Raw genomic sequence first — 13,078 nt, forward strand, 5'->3', positions numbered from 1 at the left:
TGCGACATGACTCATATCAGCGCTAACCGCGCCTTGACACTGGGTCCCGGCTTTCGCCGGGATGACGAAAGTGGGGGGCGTAACAGGATCGAAAACCGTTACCGCCCCCTCACAACAACCCTTTCTCCTGATAGAACCGCTTGGCCCCCGGATGCAGGGGTGCAAACTCCGCTGCCGCATCCTTGGACAGGGCGATCTGCTTGGCCGCCGCATGGGCCGATTTCATGGCCTCCAGGTTGTCGAACATCAGCTTGGTCATCTGATACGCCGCCTCATCCGACAGGCCGGCATGGGTGGTCAGCGCGTTGCCTGTCACCACCGTCGGCACATCCGCCGTCTGGCCGTTATAGGTATGGGCCGGGATGACGGCGGACCGGTAAACCGCCTCGCCGATCTTCGCCACCGTTTCTGCCGGCACCGACACGACGGTGATCTCAATGGAACTGGCCAGATCGCGCAGCGATGCCACGCCCAACCCGGCGGATTGCAGGGTGGCGTCCAGCTGCTGATTCTTCATCAGATCGACGCTCTCTGCGAACGGCAGATACTCGACCTTCTCGAAATCGGCATAGGACAGGCCGGCGGCCTTCACCACCGCCCGCGCGTTCAGTTCCGTGCCCGATTTCGGTGCGCCCACCGAAATGCGTTTGCCCTTCAGGTCGGCCAGCGTTTTGATGCCTGACGCCTTCGACGCCACGATCTGGATGTAGTTCGGATAGATCACCGCGAGGCTGCGCAGCTTGTTCAGCGGTGTGGTGAACCCCACCTCCGCATCGCCGCGCACGGCCTGAACCAGCGTGTCGGTCTGGGTAAAGGCAATCTCGCCGCGCCCGGCCTGCAACAGGTTCAGGTTCTCCGCCGATGCCTTGGTGGCCTGCACGGTGAATTTCGTCTCCGGCATGGCCTTGCCATAGATCTGCGACAGGGCGACGCCCAGCGGGTAATAAACCCCGCTGGTCCCGCCGGTCAGGATGGTGACGAAGCGCGGGGCCTGTGCCAGGGCCGGCATCGCGCCGCCCATCGCCGCCGCCATGCCACCCAGACCCAGAATGCCGAATTGCCGCCGGTTCAACCCATTCATGAACCATCCTCCCGTTGATTGTTGCTGCTGCCCGTTCGCCGGTGCGCCGGGGCCTGTCCATGGCCCCTTTCTTGACCATTGATCTTTCAGAAAATTCCGGCCACACGCAATGCGCTTCATGCCGGATTTTCCTTTTGGCCCCGCTTTGTGGCAGGCTGCGGCACCCTGGTTTGAATTTTGTGGGAACATCCCGATGGATATGGAAGGCGAATACGCCATCCCGGCCCCGCGATCCGTTGTTTGGGACGCGCTGAACGATACCGAAACCCTGCGCCTGTGCATTCCGGGCTGCGAGGAACTGGTGCGCGACGCGGACAATATCCTGTCGGCCAAGCTGAAGCTGAAAATCGGCCCGGTCAGCGCGAAATTCGCGGGCCGCGTCACTCTGTCGGACATTGATGCCCCCAACGGTTATCGCATTACCGGCGAAGGGCAGGGTGGGGCCGCCGGCTTTGGCAAAGGCGGGGCGGCGGTCACCCTCACCGATGGTCCCGACGGCACCACCATCCTGCGGTACAAGGCGGAAGCCACCGTGGGCGGCAAGTTGGCGCAATTGGGTGCCCGCCTGATCCAGGGCACCGCCGCCAAGCTGGCGGACGAATTCTTCGCCGCCTTCGCCGCCGCCCTGACGCCGGCCCCCTGACAAGCACCGTGACAAGAAGCGTGACCATCCCCATATCCGGCTGATCCCAACTGGAACCTTTCATGATCCGCGACGATAACGAAGCCATCCTGGCCCAGGCCGCCTCCTGGCGCGATGCCGGGCAATCCGTGGCCCTGGCCCATGTCATCGCCACCTGGGGTTCCGCCCCGCGCCCTGTGGGCAGCCTGATGGCCGTCTCTGCCAGCGGTGCCATGGCAGGGTCCGTCTCCGGCGGCTGTGTCGAAGGGGCGGTGGTGATGGAGGCGGGCAAGGTTTTGGCCGATGGCGAACCGCGATTCCTCTCCTTCGGGATCAGCAATGAAATGGCCTGGGAAGTGGGCTTGGCCTGTGGCGGCAAGCTGGAGATCTATGTGGAGCCGATCCAATGAAGGCCCGGATTTTTGACGCGTTGCGCGCCGCCCTGGCCGACCGGCGCGCCGTGGCCCTGGTCACCGATCTGGGTTCGGGCCTGCAGACGCTGGTCGAACCCGACGGGCGGCAGATGGGAGATGCGGGGCTGGAGGATGAATTCCTGCCGCAGGTTCTGGACGCCATCCGGGAAAACCGCAGCGGTACCGTGGAATTCTATGATGGCCGCTTCTTCATCAATGTCCATCCGCCCGCCAACCGCCTGTTGATCGTGGGCGCCGTACATCTGGCGCAGGCCCTGGCCCCCGCCGCCCGGCTGGCCGGGCTGGACGTTACCGTCATCGACCCGCGCGCCGCCTTTGCCACCCCCGAACGGTTCCCGGACACCACCCTTGTCACCGACTGGCCGGATGAGGCCTTGGCGACACTTCGCCCCGATGCCCGTACCGCTGTCGTCGCCCTGACCCATGACCCGAAATTCGATGATCCGGCCCTGATCACAGCGCTCGGCAGCGAGGCCTTCTATGTCGGCGTGCTGGGCGGGCGGAAGAACCAAGCCGCCCGCCTGGAACGGTTGCGCGGGCACGGGGTGACGGAGGCACAGTTGGCCCGCATCCATGGCCCTGTCGGTCTCGATATCGGGGCCGTCACACCCGCCGAAATCGCTGTCTCCATCCTGGCCGACATCATCCTGGCCCTGCGCGGCCAAAAGTGGAAGGCATAGGCTGATGCGTTTCGGTCCCGTACCGGTCGCCGCGTCTGTCGGTGCCATCCTGGCCCATGGCGTCCACCACACCCATGGCCGCTTCGCCAAGGGACGGGTGATCAGCGCGGATGACATCGCCCTGCTCACCCAATCCGGTATCGAAACAATCACCGTGGCGCAGTTGGAACCCGGCGATGTCGGCGAGGATTCCGCCGCCACCCGCATCGCGGCCCGTCTGGCCGGCTCCAACCTGACGGTCAGTGCCGCCTATACCGGTCGCGTCAACCTGTTCGCCGCCGCCGACGGCCTTGCCACCATTGACACGGCCACCATCCATGCCCTGAACCGCGTGGATGAGGCGGTGACCATCGCCACCGTCCCGCCCTTCACACCCGTGTTGAAGGGCCAAATGCTGGCCACCATCAAGATCATCCCCTTCGCCGTGCCTGACAGCATCATTACGAAACTGGAATGGATGTTGGCGGGCACTGGACCCGTCTCACTGTCACCCTGGATCGGCCTTTCCGTCGGCCTGATCCAGACAACCCTGCCCGGCACCAAGCCATCGGTCTTGGAAAAAAGCGTCACTATCACCGCCGACCGCCTGTCCGGTATCGGGGCCGACCTCGCCGAAGATATTCGGTGTCCTCATGAAGTGAACGCACTCGCCGCTGCGCTGCGCGAGATGGAGGGCGATATCCTGCTGGTCATCGGGGCGTCGGCCATCACCGACCGCCGCGATGTCATCCCGGCCTCGATCCTGGCGGCGGGTGGGCGCGTGCTGCATCTGGGCATGCCGGTGGACCCCGGCAATCTGCTGCTTCTGGGCGACCTGGATGGGCGGCCCGTGCTGGGCCTGCCCGGCTGCGCCCGCTCGCCCCGTCTGAATGGCGTGGATTGGGTGTTGCAGCGGTTGGGGGCGGGCCTGTCCGTCGATGCTGCCGCCATCATGTCCATGGGCGTGGGCGGCCTGCTGGCCGAAATTCCGAGCCGGCCCCTGCCGCGCGCGCTCGCCACCGCCTTGCCCCGCGCGCCGCGTATCCACGGCCTTGTCCTGGCCGGTGGCTTCGGTCGGCGCATGGGCGGGGCCAATAAGCTGCTGTGCGAATGGCACGGCAAGGCCCTGGTCCGCCATGTTGTGGACACGGCCCTGTCGTCGCAACTGACGGGCGTCACCATCGCCACCGGCCATCAGGCCGACGCCGTCCGCGCCGTCCTTGCCGACCTACCCTTGGAATTCGTTCACGCCCCCGACCATGCCGATGGCATGTCCGCTACCCTGAAGGCTGGCCTGTCATCGCTGCCGGATGATATTGATGGTGTTCTGGTCCTGCTGGGTGACATGCCGCGCCTGACGCCCGCCACCATCAATCGCCTGATCGCGGCCTACAGCCCCGATGATGGCCGCGCCATCGTGCTGCCTACCTGTGGCGGGCAACGCGGCAACCCCGTCCTCTGGGACGCTGCCTTCATCCCGGAAATGCTGACTTTGACGGGCGACAAGGGTGCCCGCGCCCTGATCGCGGCACACGCACCCGTGGTCTGTGAGGTGGCGGTGGAAGATACGGGCACCCTGCTGGACGTGGACACGCCTGACGCCTTGATCGCCCTCACCAGTAGGTCAGGTCGAACCGAAGGTGAGCCCTGACAGAACAGGCCTTCAATCCATATTGAAGGCTGGCGACTGCCAGCCCGGCGCTCGTGCGCCGTGAGCCAAGGGCGCGGATGCGCCCGCCCGGCGACTGAGGGAACGGGTATAAGTTACAGATACTGGCCCAGCACCTTCAGATAGGGCCGGGCCTCCTGCACGAATTGCAGGATTTCATACATGAAATCGGGCAGGGTGACATGGCCGTCAACGCGGGCCTGACCCAGCACCATGATCATCTGCTTGTTATCCACCACGAACCGGGCGTTCTGCAGGTGGCCGGCGGCGCGCATCACCTTGGACAGGCGCATGCGCTTCTCGGGCGATTCGATGGTGAAGGGCATGTACCCCACTTCGGCCCAGATCTGCAGCAAGGTGCCATCCTCGTCCGGCGTCAGGCTGACATGGAACATCAGCCCGTCCAGGAAGAAATGGTGGCGCGACGCTGTGGTGGGGCTTGTGACGCTGACATTACCGTCTTCGCCCATGCGCACCGCACCCGGACCGATGGGCAAACCCTTCTCCGCTGCACGCGCCAGCTGGGCAACCGTTTGAAGCGCCTGAGACACGAGCGTCACTCTCCCCACACCCCGGCCGGCCCTCTGCCGGTCAGACATAGAATATTCGTTATAGGCGTCATGGGCATCAGGTCCAGTGATTTTGCACGGACCCTATCTCTATGCACCCCGCGTCGCCCGCCACGCGGCGGCATAGCCCAGGGCCAGCGCCGCTGCTGCCGTCGGCGCGAACCATACCGGATGTTCCATCATGGTCAGGTTCATGACGGTGCCCAGGGCCAGGACGCCCGCGACGATGGCCGGCAGCCACCAGCGCCGCAGCCCCGCCACCTTGATGGCGACAAACCCACCCGCCGCCGCCGCGATCAGATAGGCTACAACCGGCCCGGCGAACAGCGCCTCCCCGGTCAGGACCATATGCCCCGCCATCTCCACCCCCATGATGATGATCATGGATAGGATGATGCCTACCACCACGCCCGCCACCTGTCGTCCGACCGCCGCCATTTCTGCCTCCCCGTTGCGCACCTCAGTTAACCATGTTCCCCGGCCCCGCACCATGGTCCTGGCGGCAAAGGGAACAAAAACAGATCAAGCCCCTTTTCGCCGGCCGCCGACAGGCATAGATTACCGGCCATGACCCAGACCGCCGCCCCCGCCGCCGCCCTGTCCGCCCCGGAAGCCGCCATGCCCTGGCGCGTGAAGGTGGAGGAAAGGCCCTTCCTGGAACCGCTGACCGTCGTGTCGGAATACACACCGGCGGGCGATCAGCCACGCGCCATTGAGGAACTGACCGAGGGTCTGGTGCGGGGGGAGAAGGATCAGGTCCTTCTGGGCGTCACCGGTTCGGGCAAGACCTTCACCATGGCGCATGTGATCCAGCGGGTGCAGCGCCCGACCCTGATCCTGGCCCCCAACAAGACGCTGGCGGCGCAGCTCTATGGCGAGATGAAAAGTTTCTTTCCAAACAACGCCGTAGAGTATTTTGTTTCCTACTACGATTATTATCAGCCCGAGGCCTATGTGCCCCGGACCGACACCTATATCGAGAAGGAAAGCTCGATCAACGAACAGATCGACCGCATGCGCCATGCCGCCACCCGCGCCCTGCTGGAACGGCAGGACTGCATCATCGTGGCCTCGGTCTCCTGCATCTACGGTATCGGTTCGGTCGAAACCTATTCGGAAATGACCATCCCATTGCAGGTCGGGCAGATGCTGCAGCGTCAGGCCTTCCTTCAGAGATTGGTTGAGCTTCAGTACCGCCGCAACGATGCCGGCTTTGGCCGTGGTTCCTTCCGGGTGCGTGGCGACACGATCGAACTGTTCCCCGCCCACCTGGAGGATCGCGCCTGGCGCCTGTCCCTGTTCGGGGATGAGTTGGAGGCGATTAACGAGATCGACCCCCTGACGGGGGAGAAGCTGGCCTCCATGAAGGAGGTGCGTATCTACGCCAACAGCCACTATGTCACGCCCAAGCCGACCCTGTTTCAGGCCGTGGAACAGATCAAGCGCGACCTGAAGCTGCGGCTGGATGAGCTTGTTCCACAAGGAAAATTGCTGGAGGCGCAGCGCCTGGAACAGCGCACCACCTTCGATATTGAGATGATGGTGGCCACCGGCTCCTGCGCCGGCATCGAAAACTATTCCCGCTACCTGTCGGGCCGCAATCCGGGGGAGCCGCCGCCGACCCTGTTTGAATATCTGCCGGAAAATGCCCTGCTGATCGTGGATGAAAGCCACGTGATGGTGCCGCAGGTCGGCGGCATGTACCGGGGCGACTTCATGCGTAAATCGACCCTGGCTGATTATGGTTTCCGTCTTCCCTCCTGCGCCGATAACCGCCCGCTGAAGTTCGAGGAATGGGACGCCATGCGTCCGCAGACCGTCTTCGTCTCCGCCACACCGGGTGATTGGGAGCTGGAGCGCACGGGCGGCGTCTTCACCGAACAGGTGGTGCGCCCCACGGGTCTGGTCGATCCGCAGGTCATCATCCGCCCCACCGACACGCAGGTGGATGATGTGATGGCGGAGGTGCGGGAGGTCACGGCCAAGGGCCTGCGCGTCCTGGTCACCACCCTGACCAAGAAGATGGCGGAGGCGCTGACGGAGTACATGATGGAGGCGGGGATCAAGGTCCGCTACATCCACTCCGACGTCGAAACCCTTGAACGGATTGAGATTATCCGCGATCTGCGCCTTGGCGTGTTCGATGTGCTGATCGGCATCAACCTGCTGCGCGAAGGCTTGGACATCCCCGAATGCGGCCTCGTCGCCATCCTGGATGCCGACAAGGAAGGCTATCTGCGCAGCCGCACCAGCCTGATCCAGACCATCGGGCGTGCGGCCCGTAACGTTGAAGGCCGCGCCATCCTCTATGCCGACCGCGAGACCAACTCCATGAAGGCAGCTTTGGAGGAAACGGCCCGCCGCCGTGCCAAGCAGCTGGAATACAATGCCGCCCACGGCATCACCCCGGAATCGGTGAAGAAGAACATCTCCGACATTCTGGGCAGCGTCTATGAGCGCGGCGACCGGGTGGAGGTGGATACGGGTGCCGCCGAGGGGCTTGGTCTGGCCGGCAAGGACATCAAGACCATTATCGCCGAGCTGGAAAAGAAGATGCGCGCGGCAGCAGCGGATCTGGAGTTCGAGGAGGCGGGCCGCATCCGCGACGAAATCCGCCGCCTGGAAGCCATCGACCTCGGCCTCGCCCCCGGTGCAAGCCCCATCCGCGCCTCGGCCCAGGGCGAAAGGCCGCGCAGCCCCGCCAAGCCGGAAAAGGGTGGTCGCACCAAGGGCGCCGCCAAGACCAAGGATGGCGGCCTGAATGTCGGTGGTATCGAGTTCGGGGGCAAGAACACCAGGAAGCGGCGTTAAATCCCCTAAAGAATCCGCGTTCCTCCGCTGCCACCCGTCACAAACCGGTGTTACGCTTCCATCGCAAAACTTTTCCTGATGGAGACGCAGCGATGGCCCAGATCAAGCGTACCGCCAATGCCGTCTGGCATGGCACCGGCAAGGATGGCAGCGGCACCCTGTCCACACAGAGCGCGACCTTGGCCAATGTGCCCTACAGCTTCGTGGCGCGCTTTGGCGATGGCAAGGGCACGAACCCGGAGGAACTGATCGCCGCTGCCCACGCCGGCTGTTTCTCCATGCAGCTGTCCTTCCTGCTGACCGCTGCCGGCTTCCCGCCGGAGGAGCTGAAGACCGGGGCGGTCCTGATCATGGAAAGCGATGGCGGCGGCTGGAAGATCGCCACCGTCGAACTGACCCTGACCGCCAAGATCCCCGGCATCGCCGCCGACAAGTTCCAGGAAGTGGCCGCCCAGGCCAAGGCCATGTGCCCCGTGTCCAAGGTCCTGAACGCCGAGGTGAAGCTGTCGGCGACGCTGGCGTGATGTCCTTTCAGGCCGTAGGTCAGGTCGAGCCGTAGGCGAGCCCTGACGACAAAAGCTTTCAATCCTTATCTGTCAGGGCGAGGCTTACGCCTCGACCTGACCTACGCCCACAACAAAAACCCCCGGCGGCCATCCAGCCACCGGGGGTTTTCATCTCAACACTGAACCGAAACTTCAGCCCTGCTGACGCTTCATCCAGCCTTCCATCCACTTGATATCATAGTCGCCGTTGATGAAATCCGGCTCGGCGATGATCTTCTGATGCAGCGGGATGGAGGTATCGACACCGGAGATGACGAACTCCTCCAGCGCGCGGCGCAGGCGCATCAGGCATTCATTGCGCGTGTTGCCATGGACGATCAGCTTGGCAATCATGCTGTCGTAATAGGGCGGCACGCGGTAACCGTCATACAGCGCACTGTCGACGCGCACGCCCAGGCCGCCCGGCGCATGATACTGCTTGATCTGGCCCGGCGACGGCATGAACGTCTCGGGATGTTCGGCATTGATGCGGCATTCGATGGAATGGCCGTGGAACCGAATATCCTGCTGCGTGTACCCCAGCGGCGCCCCAGTGGCGACGCGGATCTGTTCGCGCACCAGATCGACGCCCGTGATCATTTCCGTGATCGTGTGCTCGATCTGCAAACGGGTGTTCATTTCAATGAAATAGAACTGCCCATTCTCGTACAGGAACTCCATGGTGCCGACGCCGCGATAGCCCAGAAGCTTGGCGGTGCGGGCGGCCAGCGACCCGACCTTCTCCCGCTCCTCGGCGTTCAGCGCGGGCGAGGGGGCCTCTTCCACCACCTTCTGGTGACGGCGCTGCACGGAACAGTCGCGTTCGCCGAAATGCACCACATTGCCATGGTGATCGCCCAGCAGCTGCACCTCGATATGGCGCGGATTGGCGAGGTACTTTTCAAGGTACACTTCGTCATTGCCAAAGGCGGCGCGTGCCTCACCACGGGCCAGGGAATAGGCTTCCTTCAGCTCGTCACGGCTGAAGGCCACCTTCATGCCCTTGCCGCCACCGCCGGCGGCGGCCTTGATCAGCACCGGATAGCCGATCTGGTCGGCCACGTTGGCCGCCGTTTCGAAACTGTCCACCGGACCGTCCGAACCGGGCACACAGGGCAGGCCGCGCGCAATCACCGTCTTCTTGGCGGTGACCTTGTCGCCCATGACGCGGATATGTTCCGGCGTCGGCCCGATCCAGGCGAAACCATGCTCGATCACCATGTCGGCGAACTGTGCATTTTCGGCCATGAACCCGATGCCGGGATGGATGGCGTCGGCGCCCGTGATGGTCGCCGCCGACAGGATCGCGGGGATGTTCAGATAGCTGTCCTTGGCGGCCGGCGGGCCGATACAGACACTTTCGTCGGCCAGACGCACATGCATGGCGTCGGCATCGGCCGTGGAATGCACGGCCACGGTCTTGATCCCCATCTCGCGGCAGGCGCGGTGGATGCGCAGCGCGATTTCGCCGCGATTGGCGATCAAGACTTTTTCGAACAGCCCGTCCTGGGATTTCGCCGTCATGGGTCGATCACTCAATGATCAGCAGGGGCTGGCCGAATTCGACCGGCTGGGCATTGGCGACCAGGATCTGGGTCACGGTGCCGCCCTTGGCGGCCTTGATCGGGTTCATGACCTTCATGGCTTCGATGATCAGGATGGTCTGACCGGCCTTGACCGTGTCGCCTTCCTTCACAAACGGCGGGGCGCTGGGTTCGGACGCCAGATAGGCGGTGCCGACCATGGGCGACTTCACGGCACCCGGATGCTGGGCCGGGGCAACGGCGGCGGCGGGGGCCGCAGCAGCCGGGGCAGGGGCGGCAACCGGTGCCGCCGGGGCGGGCGCATAGGCCGGGGCATAGCCCATCGGGGCCGGCGGTGCGGCGCGGCTCAGCCGGATGCGACGCTCGCCTTCCGAATATTCCATCTCCGTCAGGCCGGACTCCTCCAGGAGTTTGGCCATGGTGCGCACGAACTTGGCATCCAGATCGAAGCTCGACATGGTGTTTTCAACCTTATGATAGGGGCTTGGACGTCAAGACTGCGCCGCGGCACGGATCAGACGGTCAGCCGCCTGCAGCGCCAGGACATAGCCATGGGAACCCAGGCCACAAATGACCCCCCGCGCGGCCATCGAGACATACGAATGATGCCTGAACGGTTCACGACGGAAGATGTTGCTTAGATGCACCTCGATAACCGGCAGTTCAACCGCCGTCAACGCATCCAGGATGGCGACCGAGGTGTGGGTATAGGCTCCGGCGTTCAACAGGATGGCGGAACGGGTCCCGCGCGCCTGCTGGATCCAGGTGACCAGCTCGCCCTCATGGTTCGACTGGCGAAAATCGATCTCAAGGTCCAGGCGCGCGCCCTCGGCACGGCACAGGGCCTCGATATCGGCCAGCGTCTCCGCCCCATAGATCTGGGGTTCACGGGTGCCGAGCATGTTCAGGTTCGGCCCGTTCAGGATAAGGATCGAAGGCTGTTGGGCCAACTTGGCCGCCCCTTGTGATGATCGCCAAAAGCCGGGCGGTTATAGCATGGCTGGCCGCATCGGCAATGGAGATCGACATTACGTTACGGAAGGTGGTCAACCACCCCCCTGTATGATGGGTTCGCCCCGGGCCTCCTTAAAGACGCTGGCAACAAATGGCTGACGCCAATATTGGTCGAAGATGCGGGACCGGAAGGCATCACCGCCGCTGAACATCTGCGCCTGCGCCGAAAGATCGATCTGTTTTTGAACATCGTCCAGTGAAAGCCCCTGTGACACCATCGGCGCTACCTTGGCGCGCGTTTCGGCGATCAGGACGGACAACCGGTCCAGGTAGGTGGCGTCTTTCATCACCATGCCATGACCGGGCACCAGCATCTTGAAATCAAAGGCTTTCAACGCCGCCAGTGTGGCCTCCCAATCCTTGGGATAAGAACCGAAACCATAGGGGATGGGGGAGACCACGATATCCCCGCTCATCACGATCCGCTGTTTGGGCAGCCAGGCGACGGCATCCCCATCCGTATTGGCCCGGCCAAGGAAGCGCAACTCCACGGGCCGCTGCGGATCATCGATCAACAGCCTGTCATCGAACCCTTCGGCCGGCACCAGCATGGCCCCGCCCAGCAGTTCCTGACCGTAATGTTGCAGCTCCCTGGCCCCCTGCGCATTGCCGGCACGCACCGCTTCCGGCAGGTCGGTCCGGGCCGCCTGGGTGCGCAGATGGCCCACCGCACCCTCCAGATTGCGACGAATCGCATCGTCGGAAGCGGTATCCCCGGTGGGCATGAACCGCGCGACCTTGGGGTCGGTAAGGGTGCCGCGGGTGGCATTGGTGGCGATGGTCCGCACCTGCGGCCAGCGCTGCTGAATGGTGCGCAGCCCGTTAATATGGTCGCCATGCCAGTGGCTGACGATGACGGCCTTTACCGGCTTGGGCGACAGGGATGCCAGCATGTCCAGAATGCGCGCCGCCCCCGCCGGCGTACCGCCACTATCGAACAGGACAAACCCGTCAGCCTGTTCCACGGCGACGACATTGCCATAGGGCTGAACATGGAACGGTTCCGGCGACGCGAACAGCCAGACCCCATCGGCCAGTTTCGACGCCTCATAAAGATACCCATCCGCCGACGTCACCGTGCTGCCCGGCGGATAGGGCAGGCTTGGAACCTCATGCGCGCCTGCGGGAACGGCCAGCGCCGTCAGGATCAGGGCGGTACGGCAGGCATATTTCCACATGGGCGGGGCCTCCGGGCGGTTGATCCTCTGATCCTACCGCCCGCAGGCCCCTCCCTCTCGGGCCAATTCACCCCATGAGAATGGAACCGCCCAGAACCTCATCCCCCAGCCTTCTTCGCCGCCCGCGTTGCGTTGAACAGGGCAACGAACTGTTCCGTCTCAATGGCACCCGGCACCACCGTATCGCCGATCACGAAACCCGGCGTACCACGGATGCCCAGCTTCTGGGCCAGCTCGACATTGGCCTTGATCTCCGCCTCGATGGCCGGATCGCCCATATCCTGTTCCAGCTTCTTCAGGTCCAGGCCCACATCCTTGGCGGCGGCGCGGATGGCGTCGCTGTCCAACCGGCCCTCATGGGTCATCAGGGCGGTGTGGAACGCCTCATACTTGCCCTGTTTGTTGGCGGCCAGGGCGGCCTTGGCGGCTTCCTTGGATGAAGGGGCCAGGATGGGGAATTCCTTATAGACGACGCGGACCTTGCCATCACCCTTCACGGCGGCGCTGCGCTCCGGATGGGTGCGCTTGCAGTACCCGCAATTGTAATCGAAGAACTCGACCAGGGTGACATCGCCCTTGGGATTGCCGCCGACCGGCGACATGGCATTCTGTTCCAGCGCCTTCCGATTCGATGTCAGGGCCTCGGCCACTGCCTTGTCGCCCTCGGCCTGCTGTTTCTTCTCCAGCGCCTCCATGGCCTCCAGCAAAATCTCCGGATGGGTCAGCAGATAGTCGCGGACGATCTGCTCCACGGCGGCCTTGTCCAGCGGCTTATCGGCGGCGGAAACGGGCAGGGCGGTTGTGCAGGAAAGCGCCAAGCTGAGCGCCAGAACCGACCCGGAAACGCGAAGACGAGAGAACATTGATCACACATCCATAAAGTGGTTGTCCGCAACATGAACTGCTCAGACCACGTGCGCAACCGCCGCGCGGAATGAAACCCCTGTTTTCA

Annotated in this window: 14 protein-coding genes; 6 read left to right on the top strand and 8 right to left on the bottom strand. The window is 63.8% G+C overall.

Annotation, left to right across the window (positions count from 1 at the left end):
* Positions 1-109: 109 nt before the first annotated feature.
* A complete protein-coding gene (locus tag ABC729_RS05760) occupies positions 110-1,081 on the bottom strand; it encodes a TAXI family TRAP transporter solute-binding subunit (protein ID WP_495606686.1) in 972 nt (323 codons plus the stop codon).
* Between the two features lie 193 nt (positions 1,082-1,274).
* Here ABC729_RS05760 and ABC729_RS05765 point away from each other — a divergent pair, with 193 nt between their 5' ends.
* The 4 genes from ABC729_RS05765 (at position 1,275) to ABC729_RS05780 (ending at position 4,447) form a co-directional block, all read left to right on the top strand.
* Positions 1,275-1,724: an SRPBCC family protein gene (locus ABC729_RS05765; RefSeq protein ID WP_495606687.1), complete on the top strand. Its 450-nt coding sequence runs from the start codon at positions 1,275-1,277 to the stop codon at positions 1,722-1,724.
* A gap of 62 nt (positions 1,725-1,786) precedes the next feature.
* The gene (locus ABC729_RS05770; RefSeq protein WP_495606688.1) at positions 1,787-2,113 is read left to right on the top strand and encodes an XdhC family protein; all 327 of its coding nucleotides are present in this window, start codon (positions 1,787-1,789) and stop codon (positions 2,111-2,113) included.
* A complete protein-coding gene (locus ABC729_RS05775; RefSeq protein WP_495606689.1) occupies positions 2,110-2,817 on the top strand; it encodes an XdhC family protein in 708 nt (235 codons plus the stop codon). The genes ABC729_RS05770 and ABC729_RS05775 overlap by 4 nt, the downstream gene beginning before the upstream one ends.
* 4 nt (positions 2,818-2,821) lie before the next feature.
* On the top strand, positions 2,822-4,447 hold the full coding sequence (locus ABC729_RS05780; protein WP_495606690.1) for an NTP transferase domain-containing protein: 1,626 nt from the start codon (positions 2,822-2,824) through the stop codon (positions 4,445-4,447).
* A gap of 113 nt (positions 4,448-4,560) precedes the next feature.
* Here ABC729_RS05780 and ABC729_RS05785 read toward each other — a convergent pair whose 3' ends face one another.
* Together ABC729_RS05785 and ABC729_RS05790 are read right to left on the bottom strand one after the other, a co-directional pair.
* On the bottom strand, positions 4,561-5,025 hold the full coding sequence (locus tag ABC729_RS05785) for a hypothetical protein (protein WP_495606691.1): 465 nt from the start codon (positions 5,023-5,025) through the stop codon (positions 4,561-4,563).
* A gap of 99 nt (positions 5,026-5,124) precedes the next feature.
* On the bottom strand, positions 5,125-5,472 hold the full coding sequence (locus ABC729_RS05790) for a hypothetical protein (RefSeq protein ID WP_495606692.1): 348 nt from the start codon (positions 5,470-5,472) through the stop codon (positions 5,125-5,127).
* A gap of 180 nt (positions 5,473-5,652) precedes the next feature.
* On the opposite strand from ABC729_RS05790, the gene uvrB reads away from it, so the two are divergent.
* A complete protein-coding gene (gene uvrB, locus ABC729_RS05795) occupies positions 5,653-7,845 on the top strand; it encodes an excinuclease ABC subunit UvrB (protein ID WP_495608646.1) in 2,193 nt (730 codons plus the stop codon).
* 92 nt (positions 7,846-7,937) lie between these two features.
* Complete coding sequence (locus ABC729_RS05800; protein WP_495606693.1) at positions 7,938-8,369, top strand: OsmC family protein; 432 nt, start codon at positions 7,938-7,940, stop codon at positions 8,367-8,369.
* 174 nt (positions 8,370-8,543) lie between these two features.
* Here the strand turns inward: ABC729_RS05800 and accC are convergent, their stop codons facing one another.
* The 5 genes from accC to ABC729_RS05825 form a co-directional block, all read right to left on the bottom strand.
* Positions 8,544-9,890, bottom strand: coding sequence for an acetyl-CoA carboxylase biotin carboxylase subunit (gene accC, locus ABC729_RS05805; protein ID WP_495608647.1), 1,347 nt, complete (start codon positions 9,888-9,890; stop codon positions 8,544-8,546).
* 31 nt (positions 9,891-9,921) lie between these two features.
* Positions 9,922-10,392: an acetyl-CoA carboxylase biotin carboxyl carrier protein gene (accB, locus tag ABC729_RS05810; RefSeq protein ID WP_495606694.1), complete on the bottom strand. Its 471-nt coding sequence runs from the start codon at positions 10,390-10,392 to the stop codon at positions 9,922-9,924.
* A 33-nt stretch (positions 10,393-10,425) separates the two neighbouring features.
* Positions 10,426-10,884 carry a type II 3-dehydroquinate dehydratase gene (gene aroQ, locus ABC729_RS05815; protein ID WP_495606695.1) on the bottom strand — a complete coding sequence of 153 codons (459 nt, stop codon included), beginning with the start codon at positions 10,882-10,884 and terminating at the stop codon, positions 10,426-10,428.
* Positions 10,885-10,980: 96 nt separating this feature from the next.
* Positions 10,981-12,126: an MBL fold metallo-hydrolase gene (locus ABC729_RS05820; protein ID WP_495606696.1), complete on the bottom strand. Its 1,146-nt coding sequence runs from the start codon at positions 12,124-12,126 to the stop codon at positions 10,981-10,983.
* A gap of 98 nt (positions 12,127-12,224) precedes the next feature.
* A complete protein-coding gene (locus ABC729_RS05825) occupies positions 12,225-12,989 on the bottom strand; it encodes a DsbA family protein (protein ID WP_495606697.1) in 765 nt (254 codons plus the stop codon).
* Between the last annotated feature and the right edge of the window lie 89 nt (positions 12,990-13,078).

The sequence above is a fragment of the Niveispirillum sp. CC-CTL257 genome, from assembly GCF_059489915.1.

What these genes read in the sequence shown, in the direction of transcription:
- ABC729_RS05760 (WP_495606686.1), bottom strand. Translation starts at nt 1,081, where the DNA reads ATGAATGGGTTGAACCGGCGGCAATTCGGCATTCTGGGTCTGGGTGGC.
- ABC729_RS05765 (WP_495606687.1), top strand. Translation starts at nt 1,275, where the DNA reads ATGGATATGGAAGGCGAATACGCCATCCCGGCCCCGCGATCCGTTGTT.
- ABC729_RS05770 (WP_495606688.1), top strand. Translation starts at nt 1,787, where the DNA reads ATGATCCGCGACGATAACGAAGCCATCCTGGCCCAGGCCGCCTCCTGG.
- ABC729_RS05775 (WP_495606689.1), top strand. Translation starts at nt 2,110, where the DNA reads ATGAAGGCCCGGATTTTTGACGCGTTGCGCGCCGCCCTGGCCGACCGG.
- ABC729_RS05780 (WP_495606690.1), top strand. Translation starts at nt 2,822, where the DNA reads ATGCGTTTCGGTCCCGTACCGGTCGCCGCGTCTGTCGGTGCCATCCTG.
- ABC729_RS05790 (WP_495606692.1), bottom strand. Translation starts at nt 5,472, where the DNA reads ATGGCGGCGGTCGGACGACAGGTGGCGGGCGTGGTGGTAGGCATCATC.
- uvrB (WP_495608646.1), top strand. Translation starts at nt 5,653, where the DNA reads ATGCCCTGGCGCGTGAAGGTGGAGGAAAGGCCCTTCCTGGAACCGCTG.
- ABC729_RS05800 (WP_495606693.1), top strand. Translation starts at nt 7,938, where the DNA reads ATGGCCCAGATCAAGCGTACCGCCAATGCCGTCTGGCATGGCACCGGC.
- accB (WP_495606694.1), bottom strand. Translation starts at nt 10,392, where the DNA reads ATGTCGAGCTTCGATCTGGATGCCAAGTTCGTGCGCACCATGGCCAAA.
- ABC729_RS05820 (WP_495606696.1), bottom strand. Translation starts at nt 12,126, where the DNA reads ATGTGGAAATATGCCTGCCGTACCGCCCTGATCCTGACGGCGCTGGCC.
- ABC729_RS05825 (WP_495606697.1), bottom strand. Translation starts at nt 12,989, where the DNA reads ATGTTCTCTCGTCTTCGCGTTTCCGGGTCGGTTCTGGCGCTCAGCTTG.